The organism is Kitasatospora sp. NPDC053308 (genome assembly GCF_055585785.1).
Map to the genome: position 1 here is coordinate 406,535 of NZ_JBVJJY010000005.1, position 17,769 is coordinate 424,303.

Consider the following 17,769-nt stretch of genomic DNA (forward strand, 5'->3'; position numbering starts at 1 on the left):
GTCAGTCTATCCGTTCGAGTTATCCGCGCATTCGGCGCGGACCTGGAGGAATCGCCGACGGAGCGTTCCGAGGAGCGAGACGATTCGGTGTCATTCCCCGGACGCGCCCGGTTCCCGGTGCACCAGCGCGAAGGCCTGCCGGGCGATCTCCAGCTCCTCGTCGGTGGGCACCACCGCGACCGCCACCCGGGCGTACGCGGGCGAGATGATCCGGGCCTCGCCGGAGCGCACCGAGTTCAGCTCCGGGTCGACGGCGATGCCCAGTTCGTCCAGGCCCGCGGTGGCCGCCGCGCGCACCGGCGCCGCGTTCTCCCCGACCCCCGCCGTGAACGCGATCGCGTCCACCCGGCCGAGCACCGCGTAGTAGCCGCCGATGTACTTGCGCAGCCGGTGCACGTACGCGTCGAAGGCGAGCCGGGCGTCCGCGTCGCCCTCGTCGGCGCGGCGCATGATCTCGCGCATGTCGTTCTCGCCGCACAGCCCGCGCAGGCCGCTGCGGCGGTTGAGCAGGTCGTCGATCTCGTCGATCGACAGACCGCCCACCCGGTGCAGGTGGAACACCACGCCGGCGTCGATGTCGCCCGAGCGGGTGCCCATGACCAGGCCCTCCAGCGGGGTCAGGCCCATCGAGGTGTCCACGCAGCGGCCGCCGCTGACGGCCGAGGCCGAGGCGCCGTTGCCCAGGTGCAGCACGATCACGTTGACCTCGGCCGGGTCCTTGCCGAGCAGCCGGGCGGTCGCCCGCGAGACGTACTGGTGCGAGGTGCCGTGGAAGCCGTAGCGGCGCACCCGGTGCTCGTCCGCGACGTCCTTGTCGATCGCGTACCGGGCCGCGGACTCGGGCATCGTGGCGTGGAAGGCGGTGTCGAAGACGGCCACCTGGGGGAGGTCGGGGCGCAGCGCCCGCGCCACCTCGATCCCGGTGATGTTGGCCGGGTTGTGCAGCGGGGCGACCGGGATCAGCCGGCGGACCTCCTTGAGCACCTCGTCGGTGATCACGGTCGGCGCGGTGAACCGCTTGCCGCCGTGCACGACCCGGTGGCCGATCGCGGCCAGCTCGGGGGAGTCCAGCCCGAGGCCGTCGGCGGCCAGCTCCTCGGCGACGGCCTTCAGCGCGGCCGAGTGGTCGGGGAAGGCCTGCGGCGCCTCGCGCCGCCCGCCCGCGCGGGGCGTGTGCACCAGCCGGCCGCCGGCCTCGCCGATCCGCTCGACCAGCCCGGAGGCCAGCCGGGTGCCGTCCAGCATGTCGATCAGCTGGTACTTCACCGACGAGGAGCCGGCGTTCAGCACCAGAACCCGCGTTCCTTCGGTCATGCCTTCGACTCCTTGCGGTCCTGCGTGCGGTCCTGCGACTGGATGGCGGTGATCGCGACGGTGTTGACGATGTCCTCCACCAGCGCCCCGCGCGAGAGGTCGTTGACGGGCTTGCGCAGCCCCTGCAGCACCGGGCCGACCGCGACCGCGCCGGCCGAGCGCTGGACGGCCTTGTACGTGTTGTTGCCGGTGTTGAGGTCCGGGAAGATCAGCACGGTGGCCCGCCCGGCCACCGGGGAGCCGGGCAGCTTGGTGGCCGCGACGTGCTCGTCGACCGCCGCGTCGTACTGGATCGGGCCCTCGACCAGGAGGTCCGGGCGCAGCTCGCGGACGATCTCGGTCGCCTTGCGCACCTTGTCCACGTCCGCGCCGGAGCCGGAGGTGCCGGTCGAGTACGAGAGCATCGCGACCCGCGGCTCCACCCCGAACTGGGCGGCGGTGGCGGCGGACTGGATGGCGATGTCGGCCAGCTGCTGGGCGTCCGGGTCGGGGTTGACCGCGCAGTCGCCGTACACCAGCACCCGGTCGGCCAGGCACATGAAGAAGACCGAGGAGACGATCGCGGCGCCCGGCGAGGTCTTGATCACCTCGAAGGCGGGCCGGATGGTGGCCGCGGTGGAGTGCACCGCACCGGACACCATGCCGTCCGCGATGCCCTCCTGGACCATCAGGGTGCCGAAGTAGGAGACGTCGGTGACCACGTCGAGGGCGAGCTCGACGGTCATCCCCTTGTGGGCCCGCAGCCGCGCGTACAGCTCGGCGAACTGGCGGCGCAGCGGGCTGGTGGTCGGGTCGACGATCCGGACCTGGGCGCGGTCGGCGCCCGGCTCGCCCCCCGCCGCTGCCCCCGCCTCCGGGAGCTCGATGCCGAGCGCGGCGGCCTTGCGGCGCACCGCGTCCGGCTCGCCGAGCAGGGTGAGGTCGCAGATGTTGCGGCGCAGCAGGATCTCGGTCGCGCGCAGCACCCGCTCCTCGGTGCCCTCGGGTAGGACGACGTGCCGGCGGCCGGCCCGGGCGCGCTCCAGCAGCTCGTGCTCGAACATCATCGGGGTCACCCGCTCGGACCGGCCGACCTCGATCCGGTTGGTCAACTCGGCGGTGTCGACGTGCAGTTCGAACAGGCCGAGGGCGATCTCGGCCTTCCGCGGGCTGGCCGCGGTGAGCTTTCCCTCCAAGTGGGTCAGGGTCGCGGCGGTCGGCCAGCTGCCCTCGGGGACGACCGCGACCGGGGTGCCGGGGGCGAGCCGGGCGGCCAGCGCCAGCACGTTCGGGCCGGGGTGCTGGCCGAGCGTCAGCAGGACCCCGGCGATCGGCGGGGCGCCGGCGGCGTGTGCGGCGAGCGAGCCGATCACCAGGTCGGCGCGGTCCCCGGGGGTGACGACCAGCGCGCCCTCGGTCAGCGCGTCCAGGAAGGTCGGCAGCATGGCGCCGCCGAAGACGTAGCCGCGCACGTCCCGGGCCAGCCCGGCGGCGTCCCCGAGCAGCACCTCGGCGCCGGTCGCCTCGACCAGCTGGGCGACGGTCGGCGCGGCCAGGGCCGGCTCCTCCGGGATGACGTAGGCCGGGATCGGCAGCTTCTCGGTGAGCGTGCGCTGGATCCGCTGCTTGCCGGCCGGGGCGACCCGGTTGGCGATCACCGCCAGGGTCTCGCAGCCGAGGTCGGTGTACGCCCGGTGGGCGTTGCGCACCTCGGCGATCACGGCTTCCGGGTCCTCGGCGTGCCCGCCGATCACCGGCAGCACGGCGGCGCCGAACTCGTTGGCCAGCCGGGCGTTGAAGGCCAGCTCGTCCGGGATGTTGGTGTCGGCGAAGTCGGTGCCGAGCACCAGCACCGCCTGGAAGCGCCGTTCCATCGCCCGGAAGCGGTCGACCAGCACGGAGACCAGCTCGTCCTGCCCCCGGGCGGCCTGCAGCGCGGCGGCCTCCTCGTAGGTGAGCCCGTACAGCTCGGTGCCCGGCTGGTCGATCCGGTAGCGGCCGCGCAGCAGCTCGACGACGTGGTCCGAGCCCGGCTGCCCGGGCGCGGAGGCGTGCACCAGCGGGCGGAAGACCCCGACCCGGTCCACCTGCCGGGTGAGCAGCTCCATGACCCCGAGTTCGACCGCCTGGCGGCCGTCCCCCCGGTCGATACCGGTCACGTACACGCTGCGCGCCACGCCGATGTCTCCGTCCCGTCGTCTCGGAAGGTGGTCATCTCGACCATACCTTCGCACCGCGCACACATGTCCGCGAGCAAAGCCCCGCGGCGAACGCAAGGGACGGAGGTCCCGATCCGAACCCCGGAGCCGCGGCGGTCGGCCACCGTCGCGCCGGGACCGGTGCGACGGGTGTCAGGGCCGGGACGGCTCTCCGAAGTACTCGGGGCCCACCAGCTCGACCGACGCCCCGCGGGGGCTCTCGGTGACGAACGCCCGGACCACCCGCTTGTCCAGCAGCCACCCGTGCGGGTGCTGCAGCGAGCCGGACGGGCCGGCCGTCCAGCCCTCTGCGGCGAGGCCGGCCCGCAGCCGGGCTGCCACGGCGGCCGGTGGGAGATCGTCGGTGCTGCGTACGGAGAGCTCCCTCGCGCAGTCGTGCGAGGCGCAGCCGCCGGCGGTCCCGGAGTCACGTTCGACGACGAGCCCCGACGGCATCGGGAGCTCGGCGAGGCTCGGGTAGTAGGCGAAACCGGAGAGGTAGACCGGATAGGCGGCGGCCACGACCACCCCGACGATCGCGTGGCACGCGAGGGCAGCCGTCGCGCCGCCGACCCGGTGGCCCCCGGGCTCCTCGAGGCGACGCCCGAGCAGCCGGCCTTCGGCCAGTGCCCCGGCGAGGATCGCGAGGAGCGAGCCGAACGGGTACGCCACCGTCAGCTCGGCCGCTGCACGGAGGGACCACCACTCGTACTCCAGCCCGACCAGCACCAGCGCCTGCCCCGCCAGGGCCGCGCCGACGATCCCTCCCACCAGCCGACTGCGGGCGAGCGCGCCCCAGCAGCCCAGCGGCCATAGCACGTACAGCCACCACAGGATCCCGAACACCGATGCCCCCCTGTTGACGATTCGTATCGGATGTCAAAGCTAGGCGGGTCCGGGGCGGGGGACAACGCTCCCGCCCTGGACCCGCTTCCGGTCAGGAGAACGTGCAGGTCATGATGCCGCTGCCGCAGATCTCCCGGTTGGCCCGGTCCCAGTGCGTCTTCCAGGCAGTGATGTTGCCCGTGACCATGGGGCCGAAGTGGCCGTAATGATCGCCCTTGAGGTCGTAGAACGCCCGGTACGACTCGCTCGCGGGGTCGATGCCCCCGTTGTAGAACCCGTAGAGCACGTCGTATGTCGCGTAGTCCCGAGTGCTGACCTCCGGCAGTTTGGGCAGCTCGACCGACTCCAGGTACTTGATGTAATAGGCGGTTGCCGTCATGTCCAGATCGGTCTGGTCACGCAGGTCGGCCCACTCGTGTCCCCGGAAGGCATCCGGGTATGCCTTCGCGATGTAGTCCCAGGTCACCGGCTTGATGTTGGTGACGCCGAGCGAGGCCACTCCGTCACCGCCGTGCCCGGGCCACAGGTGCATCGTCGACAGTGCAGCGGCCCGCTTCTCGTACTCCAGGTAGACGTCGAGTCCGTAGTCGCGGACCATCGGGACCTCCTTGCCGCTGGTCTCCATCAGAGCAATGGAGTAGACCAGTCGCGGATCGACCTTCGCCTTGGCGGCGGCGATGACGGCCGACTGCATCAGGATCGACGGCTGGCAGGCGAGATTTTCGAACTTCGCGTCGAGGCAGTCCCCGTAGGTCCTCTTCATGGCAGTGGGCCAGTCACTGTTCAGGACGAACCGAAGATCGCACGGGTACTGGTCCCACGAACCGTCGCACTTCCGACCACCAACAGCTCCGGCGCCACCCGTGAGTTCGGTGACATTCGCACAGACCTGCCCTGATGTCGCGTCGCACCAGCCCTTGTCGGCCGAGGCCTTGATGCCGGTCCGGTTCGCGGCGTCGGCGGCCTCCTTGGCGTCCTGCTGGGCCTTGGCGATCGCCGCCTCGGCCGACGTGGCGGAGGCGTTCGCGGCCGCGGCCGACTGCTGGGCCTGGTTCGCGGCCGTCCGAGCGGTGACCGCGGCCGTACGGGCCCCTGCCGCGTCCCGTTCCGCGAGGACGGCCGAGTTCTGCGCGGCCTTCGCGTCGGTGGAGGCGTCGGTTGCCGACTGGTGAGCCGCGCTCTGATCGGCCTTGGCCCGAGCCACCAATTGGTCGCTGTGTGCGGCGGCCTGGACCGCGGCCTCCGAGTCGGCGGTCGCGGAGGCTGCGGACCGTACCGCGTCCGCGGACGACTTCGCCGCTGCCGCGGCGGACTTGGCCGCGTCGGCGGCGGCCTGGGCGGCGGCCTTGGCGTCCCCGTCCGCCTGGTCGGCCGCCTGCTGGGCACTCACCGCGGCTGCGGCCGCTTGCGTGGCCCGTGCTTGGGCGACCTCCGCCTGCTGCTGGGACGTCGTCTTGGCCGCTTGCGAGGCCAAGCCGGCCAGACCGGCCGCCGAGTCGTTGTTGGCGTACGGTGCGGCCAGGTCGATCGCCTTGTCGGCCGGCGCGGTGACGGTCGCCGCCGCGGCCGACGCCTGCTGGGCGGCCTCGGAGGTCGCCACCGCCTTGCCGGCGGCGACGGCGCTCTCGGTGACCGCGCCGTCCGCCTCGGACCGGGCGGCGGTGGCCGTGCTCTGGGCCTCGGCGGCGGTCCGGGCGGCCTGGTCCGAGGCGACCTGGGCGGCCTGGGCATTCAACGACGCCTGGTTCGAGGCCTCGATCGCGTCGGCCGCGGCCGCGTGGGCGTCCGCAGCGGCGGCAGTCGTCGCCGCAGTGTCCGCATCCGCCTTGTCCGCGTCCGCCTTGGCCCGGGAAGCGGCGGAGCCGGCCACGTCGGCAGCCTTGCGGGCCTTGACAGCCGCGATGGTCGCCGTGCCCGCTGCGGCGCGGGCCTGGTTGGCGGCGGTGACCGCCGCCGCGGCGTCCGCCTTGGCGCGGTCTGCCGCGGCTCGAGCGGCGGCCGCGTTCGGGCCGCCGGCCGCGGCCGCCGCCGCAGATTCTGCGGCGCTCGCCCGTGCGTCGGCCGCGTTCTCGCTCTTCTCGGCGGTGAGAGCTTCGTTCCTTGCCGTGTCGGCTTTCTGCTCGGCTTGCTGCGCGGCGCTTTCGTTGGACGCCGCGGTGCCGGCGGCTGCCGCCGCATCGTTGCGCCGGGCCTGCGCCGTGGCCGCCTTCTGCTGCGCCGCGGTCTCCGCTTGCTTGGCCTTGTTCCGCTCGGTGTCGGCGGTGGCCTTGGCCGTGGCCGCGTTCTGTCGTTCCTGGGCGGCCCTCACGGCGCTGTCGTGGGCGGCGGCCGACGCAGTGACGGCGGCGCTCTCGGCTGTCCGTGCCTTGCCCTTGGCCGTGGCGGCGCGCTGGGCGGCCTCGGCCGCGGCTGTCGCCCGTTCCTGGCTGGTGACGGCGAGCGATGCCGCCAGTTTGGCGTCGCCCTGGGCCATTTCACGCAGGAACTGGGCCCGGGCGGCGTGGGCCTGGGCCCTCGCGTCGGCGAGCAGGGCGGCGCTGTCGTTGACCGTGGCGTTGGTGGTGGCCAGCGCCGTCCGGATGGCGTTGGAAACGGCGGTGGCGGCCGAGGCGGAGGCCTTGGTGACCTGCGCGTCCTGCTGCGCGTACAGCAGGCCGCGGCCCTCGGGGTCGCCGTCGGCCTTGGCGGCCGCGGCGGCCGCATCCTGAGCGGCCTGGACCTTGTCGACCGCCTCTTGAGCCTGCGCGGCGGTCATCTTGGCGCTCTCGGCCAGCCCGGTGACCTTGGCCTTGATGATGCCGAGGTCGTTAGGGATCCGTCCCACCGGCGCGTTCCACTCAGGTGAGACCCGGTACTGCTGGGCCCACAGCAGGCGGTCGGCGTACCAGGCGTAGCTGAGCGCGTCGTTCATCGCCTCGGAGCTGGTGCGCAGTGCCTCCAGGCTCTGGATCTCGGCGGTGGTGATGTCGGCGCGGGCCTGAGCCTGGGAGTTGAGTTCGCCCTGGTACTCGGCCCAGGCGGTCTCGATGGCCTCGGTGAGCACGTACTTCGGGTCTGCGGGATTGGTCGGGTCACCGTTGAACCAGCGGGCCTTGATCGCCTCGACCTCGACCCGGAACTCCGGGGAGCTCTTGACGGGCGCGACCGTCGGGAAGCCGTTGTACTGGATGAAGCGGCGGACATCGTCGGCCGAACCCGCGTTGGCCTGATAGGCATAGGTCTCCCACGCCGTGGTGGTGGGATCCTTGGCGAGGTTCTCCTTGCCGATCGCGGTGACCCGGTCCATGGCGGCCTGGTCGGCCTTCGGTACGTTCACCGCCACGGAGATGGAGAGCACGGCTCGCCAGAACGCGGCGTTGGACGACATGTACGAGATCACGTCGCTGTCGAAGTCGGGCTGGCGGTCGTACATCGAGAAGTGGTCGAGGAAGTGCTGTCGGCCGTCCCAGCGCTGGCCACGCGCCTGGTCGGCGACCTTGGCGGCGGCGATGTCCTTCGCGAGCGCGCTGTCGGGGTCGTCCACCCAGCCGTTGTGGATCCAGGTGGCCCAGACGGCGCTCATCTCGGCGTCGTTGCCGGCCAGCGCCGCGCCGGCCTCCGTTCGCATCCGGGTACCTCCGGCGTGCATGGCTCTGGCCAATCGGGCCCGGTCCAGGCGCTTGGCCTCCGCGTCCTTGAGAGCGGCGAGCCGGACGCTCAGCGGGCCCGTGCCGGCGGGATAGACCACTGGCGCGGAGACCGTGGGGACGGCGACGGTGGCGTGCGGGCGTCGGGGAGTGTTCCAGACCTGGGCGATCGAGTCGTTGCAGGTCCAGATCTGCAGGGTGGTGGCATCTGCGGTGGAGGCGCCCGGGACGTCCAGGCAGCGGCCCGAGTTGGGGTTGACCAGAGAGGTGCGGCCGCCGGCGTCGAAGCGGACCACCCACTGCTGATTCAACCCGCCGTTGCAGGGCCAGAGCCCGACCGGCGTGCCGTCCGCGACGGCGCCGTCACCGCCGGCGATGTCGAGGCACTGGAAGGCGTGGGTGATGGTGCCGTCCTGGTTCAGCGTCCAGACCTGCGCGGGCGAGCCGTTGCACCGGGTGCTTTGCACCGGGGTGCCGGCGGCCGGGGCGTTCCCGACGGCGTCCACGCACTTGCCGCCGAGGTCGGGGTCGGAGATCGGACCGGTCGGCTGAGGATCGCCGGCAGGCGGGCTGAACCACTGGGCCGTGCTGGCGTTGCAGCCCCACAGCTGGAGCGTCACGCCGTCAGTGCCCGAGGCGCCGGGGACGTCGATGCAGCGGCGGCTCATCGGGCTGTAGATCCGCGGACTCCCGTTGTTCGCGTACTGCATGACCCACTGCTGGTTCCGACCGCCGTTGCAGTCCCAGATTTCCAGCTTGGTGCCGTCGGTGATCCCGCTCCCGTCACCCGGGGTGTCGGGAATGTCAAGGCACTTGCCGGGGGCGGTGGTCAGCGTGATCGCCCCGGAGAAGTCGAGGTCGCCGTTGCCGTAGGGAGCTTTCGGGCTGAACGTCCAGTTCTGGTTGCCTCCGCCGTTGCAGGCGTACGAGCCGACCGCCGCGCCGTTGCGGGTGTCGCCCGCGAGGTCGTCCGCGCACTTGTCCAGGCCGAGGTTGTGGATCGGCCCGGCAGCCTGGGCGTTGAGGTTGACCGGGGTGGCGAGTCCGGTGTTCCCGAGGTCCCACGGCGGCGTCACCGCGGCGGCCGATGGGATCAGTCCGAAGACGAGGCCGATGGCCGCGAGCGCAGCGGTCACTACCACGAGGAAGGGGCGGGCACGTCCTAATGATCTCGAATTCATGAAGATGCGGCCTACCGTCAGTTATTTCCGGACGCCGCCTTGTTGACGAACAGTCTCGGATCCTCGCGAGCCTACTGCGGAGGTTCGTGGCCTGTTCGAACATTTTTTACAAGCGGAAGCCCCCTGGGCGATTCCGCTCAGGGAGCTTCCGCTCGGCTCCTCAGCGGGCCGGGCGCAGCCAGAGGGTGGCGAGCGGGGGGAGGACCAGTTCGGCGGAGCGGGGCTGGCCGTCCCACTCGACCGGGTCGGCCTTGACCGGGTGGGAGTTGCCGATCCCGCTGCCGCCGTACTCCTCGGCGTCGGTGTTCAGCACCTCCTCCCACAGCTGGTCGCGGCCGGTCAGGCGGGGCAGGCCGACCCGGCGGCCGTGCCGGACGACGGGGGAGAAGTTGCAGACCGCGACCAGCGGGCTGCCGTCGGCCGCGTAGCGGACGTAGGAGAGCAGGTTGTCGTCGGCGGCCCCGCCGTCGAGCCAGCGGAAGCCGTCCGGGGTGGTGTCCAGCTCCCACAGGGCCGGGGTGTCGAGGTAGCACCGGTTGAGGTCGCGGACCAGGCGGCGCACTCCGAGGTGGTCCTGGTGGGCCGGCCACTGCTCGTCGAGCACCCACCACTGCGGGCCCTGCTCGTGGTCCCACTCCGCTCCCTGGGCGAACTCCTGCCCCATGTACAGCAGTTGCTTGCCGGGGTGGGACCACATGAAGCCCAGGTAGGCCCGGTGGTTGGCGCGCTGCTGCCACCAGTCCCCGGGCATCTTGGAGACCAGGGACTGCTTGCCGTGGACGACCTCGTCGTGCGAGATCGGCAGGACGTAGTTCTCGGAGTAGGCGTACACCATCGAGAAGGTGATCTCGTTGTGGTGGTACTTGCGGTGCACCGGCTCCTTGGACATGTAGACCAGCGAGTCGTGCATCCAGCCCATGTTCCACTTCAGGCCGAAGCCGAGGCCGCCGGCGTCGGTGGGGCGGGTGACGCCGTCCCAGGCGGTGGACTCCTCGGCGATGGTGACCACGCCCGGGCAGCGCCGGTAGACGGTGGCGTTCATCTCCTGCAGGAAGGAGGCGGCGTCCAGGTTCTCCCGGCCGCCGTACTGGTTGGGCGTCCAGGCGCCGCCCTCGCGGGAGTAGTCGAGGTAGAGCATCGAGGCGACGGCGTCCACCCGCAGGCCGTCGATGTGGAACTCCTCGCACCAGTAGACCGCGTTGGCGACCAGGAAGTTGCGCACCTCCTTGCGGCCGTAGTCGAACTCCAGCGTCCCCCAGTCCGGGTGTTCGGCGCGCAGCGGGTCGGCGGGCTCGTACAGCGGCTCGCCGTCGAAGCGGGCGAGCGCGAAGTCGTCCTTGGGGAAGTGCGCCGGGACCCAGTCGACGATGACGCCGATGCCGTGCCGGTGCAGGGTGTCCACCAGGTACCGGAAGTCGTCCGGGCCGCCGAGCCGGGCGGTGGGGGCGTAGTAGCCGGACACCTGGTAGCCCCAGGAGCCGCCGAAGGGGTGCTCCATCACCGGCATGAACTCCACGTGGGTGAAGTTCAACTCCTTGAGGTAGCGGGGCAGTTCCTCGGCGATGGCGCGGTAGGTGGTGAGGTCGGGGCGCCAGGAGGGCAGGTGCAGCTCGTACACCGACATCGGGGCCCGGTGGTGCGTGGAGCGGGCTCGGCGGGCCATCCACTCGTCGTCCTGCCAGCGGTAGTCGGAGGAGGTGACCACCGAGGCGGTGCCGGGCGGGCACTGGGCGGCCCGGGCCAGCGGGTCGGCCTTGTCGAGCACCCAGCCCTGCCGGGTGTGCACCTCGTACTTGTACGTGGTGCCCTCGGCCAGCCCCGGGACGAACAGCTCCCAGATCCCGGAGGAGCCGAGCGAGCGCATCGGGTGCCCGGTGCCGTTCCAGTGGTTGAAGTCGCCGATCACCCGCACTCCGACGGCGTTCGGCGCCCAGACCGCGAACGCGGTGCCGGCCACGCCGTCGACGGTGCGCACGTGCGAGCCTAGCGCCCGCCACAGCTGCTCGTGCCGGCCCTCGGAGATCAGGTGCAGGTCGAACTCGCCGAGGGTGGGCGCGGTGCGGTAGCCGTCCTGCTGGCGCAGCGGCTCGCCGTCCGGGTAGGTCACCAGGAGGGTGTAGTCGGGCAGTTCCCGCCCGGCCACCAGCCCGGTGAACAACCCGCCCTGCTGGTGGGTGAGTTCGGCCGGGCCCTGAGCGGTCTCGACGACCACCCGCTCGGCGAACGGGCGCAGCACCCGGATCGCGGTGCCGCCGTGCACGGGGTGTGCCCCGAGCAGCGCGTGCGGGTCGTGGTGCTGCCCGCTCACCAGCCGGTCCACCTCGGCCGGCGGCAGCGGTGCCTCGGGCAGGCGCAGCGCCCCGAGGGGGGCGGCGGGGTGCTCGGCCCCCCGGGGCTCCTCGGCCGGCGCCGCGGCTGGCGCCAAGACGGCCGGCGCCGAAGCCTCCGGCGCCGAAGCCTCCGGCGCCGAGACGTCCGGCACCGAAGCCTCCGGCATCGAGACGTCCGGCGCCGCGCCCTCCGGTCCGGCGGGTTCCGGCCCGGAGGGTTGCGGCCCAGCGAGGAAGGTGGCCGGAACGGGGTGGTTGGGGCGGCCGGTCGGGTCGAGCGGCGTCACGGCGTGGTCCTCCTGCGGCGGGGTTGGGCGGTCTCCTGCGGGCGGGGCGCGGAACGGTGGTGCGGGGGCGTCAGACGGACAGGGCGAGCCGGTTGATGGCGGCCAGCGGGATCGGCAGCCAGCTCGGCCGGTGCCGGGCTTCGTACACCACCTCGTACACCGCCTTGTCGATCTCCAGCGCCCGCATCAGCTCCGGTGAGGCGGCCGGGTCGGCGCCGCCGCCGGCGGTGTAGCCGGCGCAGAAGGCGGTGCGGTTGCGCTGGGCCCAGGCGGCGGCGAGGTGGGCCAGCTCCGGGTCGACCGGGCCGCCGGCCAGCAGGTGGGCGGCCGCGTAGTCGAAGGAGCGGAGCATCGCGGCGACGTCCCGCAGGGCGGGCTGCGGTTCGCGCCGCTCGTTGACCGACTTGGCCGGCTCGCCCTCGAAGTCCAGCAGCACCCAGCCGTGCGGGGTCCGCATGGCCTGGCCGAGGTGCAGGTCGCCGTGGATGCGCTGGACCGGCAGGCCGTCCGGGTGGGCGTCGGCGAGCTGGTGGAAGGCGGTGCGCAGCGCGGCCCGGAAGCGCAGCAGTCCGGGGACGGCGGCGACGGCGCTGTCCAGCCGGTCGGCCATCGCGGTGGCCAGCCGTCCGGTCTGGGCGCGGTCGAGCCGGGCGACCGGCATCGACCGGGCCAGCACCCGGTGCACCTCGGCGGTGGCCCGGCCGAGCCGGTGCGCCTCGATGGCGAAGTTACCGGGGGAGCGGTCGCCCTTGAGCCGGCCGACTTGGTCGAGGGCGAGCTCCCAGCCGTCCTCGGCGTCCGGCAGGTAGCGCTGGAGGAGGCCGAGGGTGGCGGGTTCGGCGCGTTCCATCCGGCTCTCGAACCAGGCGGCGACCCGGGGGATCCGGGTGGAGCCGGCCCGGGAGAGGGCGAGCGAGAGTTCGAGATCGGGGTTGGTGCCGGGGTGGATGCGGCGGAACAGCTTGAGGATGTACGAGGTGCCGTAGATGACCGAACTGTTGGACTGCTCGGCGGTGGAGGCGCGGCCGGGGAGGTTGGCGGGCAGGCCGGAGCCGGGGGTGCGGCGGAAGGACAGCGAGCCGAAGCGGTCGCCGGTGGCGAGGTGTTCCAGCAGTCGGCCGGTGAGTTCGGGGTCGTGCACCGCGTCGTAGAGGGTCGCGCCGTCGTACGGGCCCTGGTTGAGCCGGCCGAGCACCGCGCCGGGGCCGATGTCCCCGAGCCCCTGGGAGCGGATGCCGAGCAGCAGCTGGTAGATGTCGCCGTGCGGCGCGCCGGCCGTGGTGGCGTGCTCGACCCGCAGCAGCAGGTGCAGCAGGGCGGGGTCGCCGACCTGCAGCGGGGTGCCGACCACCGGGGTGAGTCCGGTGATGGGCCGGCCTTTCCCGGCGTACCAGCGCTGGGTGGGCAGCCACGCGGCGATCAGCGGGAGCGCCGCCTGGACGAGCTCGCTGACCCCCAGAGCGGTTCTCCGGGCCCCGGAGCCCCGCGCGCCGGTCGGCGCGGTGGCGCCGGCCGGCTCGTCGTGCTGCACATGGGCTTGCGAGCGGGAGGTTTCGGACATGACTCCCTTTCCCCGGAAGCACGCGGACTGCCCGACGGGTCGTGGCCGGGTCCGTCAGTCTTCCGGATTTCGGCGGCGCGGCGGTCGCGGCACGCGAGCACGGCTCGGGTGTCACGCCTTCGTGTGGGTGGCCGTTGGGCTGTTCTCCGTACGCGGTGGTGCAGAGACGTGCGGTGGTGCAGAGAACTCCGGGGGCGCCGGCGTTCAACTCGCGCCCCCGGAGGGTCTGGTGGTGCTGGTGCGGCGGGTGCGGCGGATCGTTACTTCGACCGCCTGGTCCCGCTCAGGCGCGGGGGCTGCCGGAGCTGGAACCAGTAGAAGCCGTGCCCGGCCAGGGTGAGCAGGTAGGGCCACTCACCGATCGACGGGAAGCGCACCCCGCCGATCAGCTCGACCGGGTAGCGCCCGCCGTACTGCCGCAGGTCCAGCTCGGTCGGCTGGGCGAACCGCGAGAAGTTGTTCACGCACATGACCAGGTCCCCCTCGTACTCGCGCACGAAGGCGAGCACGGCGGGGTTGCTGGACGGCAGTTCGGTGTAGCTGCCGAGCCCGAACGCCGGATTGAGCTTGCGGATCTCGATCATGCGACGCGTCCAGTGCAGCAGCGAACTCGAACTGCTCTGCTGCGCTTCGACGTTGGTCACCTGGTAGCCGTACACCGGGTCCATGATGGGCGGCAGACTGAGCCTGCCCGGGTCGGCGGAGGAGAAACCCGCGTTGCGGTCCGGGGTCCACTGCATCGGCGTGCGCACGCCGTCCCGGTCGCCGAGCCAGATGTTGTCGCCCATGCCGATCTCGTCCCCGTAGTAGAGCACCGGCGAGCCGGGCAGGGAGAGCAGCAGGGCGGTGAACAGCTCGATCTGGTTGCGGTCGTTCTCCAGCAGCGGGGCGAGCCGGCGGCGGATGCCCACGTTGGCGCGCATCCGGGGGTCCTTGGCGTACTCCGCGTACATGTAGTCGCGCTCCTCGTCGGTGACCATCTCCAGGGTCAGCTCGTCGTGGTTGCGCAGGAAGATGCCCCACTGGCAGCCGGCCGGGATCCGCGGGGTCTTGGCGAGGATCTCGGACACCGGGTAGCGGGACTCGCGGCGGACCGCCATGAAGATCCGCGGCATCACCGGGAAGTGGAACGCCATGTGGCACTCGTCGCCGCCGGAGGTGAAGTCGCCGAAGTAGTCGACGACGTCCTCCGGCCACTGGTTGGCCTCGGCGAGCAGCACGGTGTCGGGGTAGTCGGCGTCGATCTCCTTGCGGACCCGCTTGAGGAACTCGTGGGTCTCCGGGAGGTTCTCGCAGTTGGTGCCCTCGCGGGCGAACAGGTACGGCACCGCGTCGAGCCGGAAGCCGTCGATGCCGAGGTCGAGCCAGAACCGCAGCCCGGCGATCATCTCGTCCTGGACCCGGGGGTTGTCGTAGTTGAGGTCGGGCTGGTGCGAGAAGAACCGGTGCCAGTAGTACTGCTTGCGGACCGGGTCGTAGGTCCAGTTGGAGGTCTCGGTGTCGACGAAGATGATCCGGGCGTCCGGGTACTGCTTGTCGTCGTCCGCCCACATGTAGAAGTCGCCGTACGGCCCGTCCGGGTCCGTCCGGGAGGCCTGGAACCACGGGTGCTGGTCGCTGGTGTGGTTCATGACGAAGTCGATGATCACCCGCATGCCCCGGGCGTGCGCGGCGTCGGTGAACTCCATGAAGTCGGCGAGGTCGCCGAACTCCGGCAGCACCGAGGTGTAGTCGGACACGTCGTACCCGCCGTCGCGCAGCGGCGAGGCGAAGAACGGGGGGAGCCAGAGGCAGTCGATCCCGAGCCACTGGAGGTAGTCGAGCTTGGCCGTGAGCCCCTTGAGGTCCCCGACCCCGTCGCCGTTGCTGTCCTGGAAGGACCGCACCAGCACCTCGTAGAAGACCGCACGCTTGAACCACTCGGGGTCCAGGTTCTTCTTCGAGGTCTCGGGGAAGGTGTCGGGGACGGGCTCGTTCACTGTCACGCTGGGTTCCTCCGAACCGTGAGGAGGTGAGCCGGCTCGGCTGAGGGATCGAGCCGGACGTAGTTGTGCCGGCCCCAGGTGTAGACGGCGCCGGTGAGCTCGTCGTGCACCGCGTACGGGCCGTCGCCGTCCAACGTGACGGTGGCCTCCTGGACGTGGTGCGGGTCGAGGTTCACCACGGTGATGACCTGGTCGGTGAGCCCCTCGGGTGTGGTCGCGGTCTTGGAGAAGGCGAGCACCTGGTCGTTGTCGGTGGGGTGGAAGCGCAGGTCGCGCAGCTGCTGCAGGGCGGGGTGGCGCCGGCGCAGCCGGTTCAGCACCGTCAGCAGCGGGGCGAGGGTGTCGGTGCGGCTCCAGTCGCGCGGGCGCAGCTCGTACTTCTCCGAGTGCAGGTACTCCTCGGAGCCGGGGTGGGCCGGCTCGTTCTCGTACAGCTCGAACCCGGCGTACACGCCGTAGCTGGGGGAGAGGGTGGCGGCGAGCACGGCGCGGACCGCGAAGGCGGCGCGGCCGCCGTGCTGCAGGTAGGCGTGCAGGATGTCCGGGGTGTTGGCGAAGAAGTTGGGGCGCATGTAGGCGGCCGCGTCACCGGTGAGTTCGGTGAGGTACTCGGTGAGTTCCTGCTTGGTGGTGCGCCAGGTGAAGTACGTGTACGACTGGTGGAATCCGATCTTCGCCAGGGTGTGCATCATCGCCGGGCGGGTGAAGGCCTCGGCCAGGAACACGACATCGGGGTCGGTGCGGGCGATGTCGGCGAGGACCTTCTCCCAGAACACCACCGGCTTGGTGTGCGGGTTGTCGACGCGGAAGATCCGCACGCCGTGGGACATCCAGAAGCGAAGGATCCGGATGGTTTCCTTGACGATTCCATCCATGTCCTGATCGAAGTTGATCGGGTAGATGTCCTGGTACTTCTTCGGAGGGTTCTCGGCGTAGGCGATGGTGCCGTCCGCGCGGTGGCTGAACCATTCCGGGTGCTTGTTCACCCAGGGGTGGTCGGGGGAGCACTGGAGGGCGAAGTCGAGCGCCACCTCCAGGTGCAGCTCCCGGGCCTCGGCGACGAAGTGGTCGAAGTCCTCGATGGTCCCGAGGTCGGGGTGGACGGCGTCGTGGCCGCCCTCGGGGGAGCCGATCGCCCAGGGCGAGCCGACGTCGTGCGGACCGGCCGTCAGGGTGTTGTCGGGGCCCTTGCGGAAGGCTCGGCCGATCGGGTGCACCGGCGGCAGGTAGACCACGTCGAAGCCCATCGCGGCGACCGCCGGCAGCCGCTCGGCGGCGGTGCGCAGGGTGCCCGAACGCGGCGGCTCGACGCCCGCCGGGTCCACCACGGCGCCCTCCGAGCGGGGGAAGAACTCGTACCAGGAGCCGAACAGCGCGCGCTCGCGGTCCACCTGCAGCGGCAGCGGACGGGAGGCGCTGAGCAGTTCGCGCAGCGGGTGACGGGCCAGCACCTCCAGCACCTCGGGGGCGAGGGCGGCGGCCAGCCGGGACAGCGGCGGCATGGTCGGGTCGCGCAGCGCGTCGGCCGCGGCCAGGACGTCGGCGCGGCCGTCCTTCTTCGGCACCCCGGCCGCGGCCTGCTCGAACAGCCGGGCGCCCTCCTCCAGGACCAGCGCCGTGTCGATCCCGGCGGGCAGCTTCACCGAGGCGGTCCGGCGCCAGGTGGCGATCGGGTCGCTCCACGCCTCCACCAGATAGGACCAGCGGCCGGGCGCGGTCGGGGTGACGTACGCGCCCCAGCGGTCGGTGCCCTCGGCGAGTTCGCGCATCGGCGTCCACGGGCCGCTGCGGCCGCGCGGGTCGCGCAGCACCACGTTGGCGTTGACGGCGTCGTGGCCCTCGCGGAAGACGGTCGCGGTGACCAGGAAGGTCTCGCCGACGACGGCCTTCGCCGGTCGGCGGCCGGCGTCGACGAGGGGGCTGACGTCCAGGACGGGGATGCGGCCGATCACGGTGTCGCTCTCTGTCTTGCGGGCGGAGGGCTTCGGGGCGGGCTTCGGGGCGGGTTTCGCGGCGGACTTGGCGGCGGACCGGCCGGTGGTCTTCGCGGCGGGCGCCTTCGGGGCGGCCGCCTTCTTGGCGGCGGCGGTCCGGCGCGGTGCGGAGCCGCTCCCGGCGGCGGCCTCGGGGGTGGTGGCCGACGCGGTGGCGGTGGTGCGGCGCGTGGTGGTGCGCCGGCGGGGTGCCGCGGTCCGGTCCTCCCCGGCCCCGGGTTCTCGGGCCGCTGCGGATGACCTGGTTTCGGAGGATCCGGTACCGACCGGCCCGGACGCCCTGGGCGCCGGCATCGCCGGATCTGTACGAGTGTCAGAATCCATCCGTCCGGCGGATTCCGCGACCGCTGGGTCGAGGGTTTCGGCCACCGGTGTGGACTGGTCCCGCGTGTCGCCGTGCATGCCAAGCTCCTGCCCGAGATCAGCGGCAGCTCCCGCGGGCCGGGGTCGGGCCAGGGAGTACCGGGA

The 17,769-nt window shown here is 72.1% G+C and carries 8 protein-coding genes; all 8 read right to left on the bottom strand.

Translation table 11 applies throughout. From position 1 onward, the window contains the following. Positions 1 to 90: 90 nt before the first annotated feature. Positions 91 to 1,314, bottom strand: coding sequence for an acetate kinase (locus tag ACZ6Y7_RS15155; RefSeq protein WP_465758332.1), 1,224 nt, complete (start codon positions 1,312 to 1,314; stop codon positions 91 to 93). Further along, positions 1,311 to 3,470: a phosphate acetyltransferase gene (pta, locus tag ACZ6Y7_RS15160; RefSeq protein WP_465758333.1), complete on the bottom strand. Its 2,160-nt coding sequence runs from the start codon at positions 3,468 to 3,470 to the stop codon at positions 1,311 to 1,313. The genes ACZ6Y7_RS15155 and pta overlap by 4 nt, the downstream gene beginning before the upstream one ends. A 174-nt stretch (positions 3,471 to 3,644) precedes the next feature. Further along, positions 3,645 to 4,337, bottom strand: coding sequence for a hypothetical protein (locus ACZ6Y7_RS15165; RefSeq protein ID WP_465758334.1), 693 nt, complete (start codon positions 4,335 to 4,337; stop codon positions 3,645 to 3,647). 91 nt (positions 4,338 to 4,428) lie between these two features. Then, positions 4,429 to 9,099, bottom strand: coding sequence for a ricin-type beta-trefoil lectin domain protein (locus ACZ6Y7_RS15170; protein ID WP_465758335.1), 4,671 nt, complete (start codon positions 9,097 to 9,099; stop codon positions 4,429 to 4,431). A 205-nt stretch (positions 9,100 to 9,304) separates the two neighbouring features. After that, complete coding sequence (gene glgB / locus ACZ6Y7_RS15175; protein ID WP_465758336.1) at positions 9,305 to 11,761, bottom strand: 1,4-alpha-glucan branching protein GlgB; 2,457 nt, start codon at positions 11,759 to 11,761, stop codon at positions 9,305 to 9,307. Between the two features lie 70 nt (positions 11,762 to 11,831). Further along, on the bottom strand, positions 11,832 to 13,322 hold the full coding sequence (locus ACZ6Y7_RS15180; protein WP_465758337.1) for a maltokinase N-terminal cap-like domain-containing protein: 1,491 nt from the start codon (positions 13,320 to 13,322) through the stop codon (positions 11,832 to 11,834). Between the two features lie 260 nt (positions 13,323 to 13,582). After that, positions 13,583 to 15,307: a maltose alpha-D-glucosyltransferase gene (treS, locus tag ACZ6Y7_RS15185; RefSeq protein ID WP_465758338.1), complete on the bottom strand. Its 1,725-nt coding sequence runs from the start codon at positions 15,305 to 15,307 to the stop codon at positions 13,583 to 13,585. Further along, complete coding sequence (locus tag ACZ6Y7_RS15190; protein ID WP_465758400.1) at positions 15,304 to 17,259, bottom strand: alpha-1,4-glucan--maltose-1-phosphate maltosyltransferase; 1,956 nt, start codon at positions 17,257 to 17,259, stop codon at positions 15,304 to 15,306. The genes treS and ACZ6Y7_RS15190 overlap by 4 nt, the downstream gene beginning before the upstream one ends. Positions 17,260 to 17,769 lie beyond the last annotated feature (510 nt).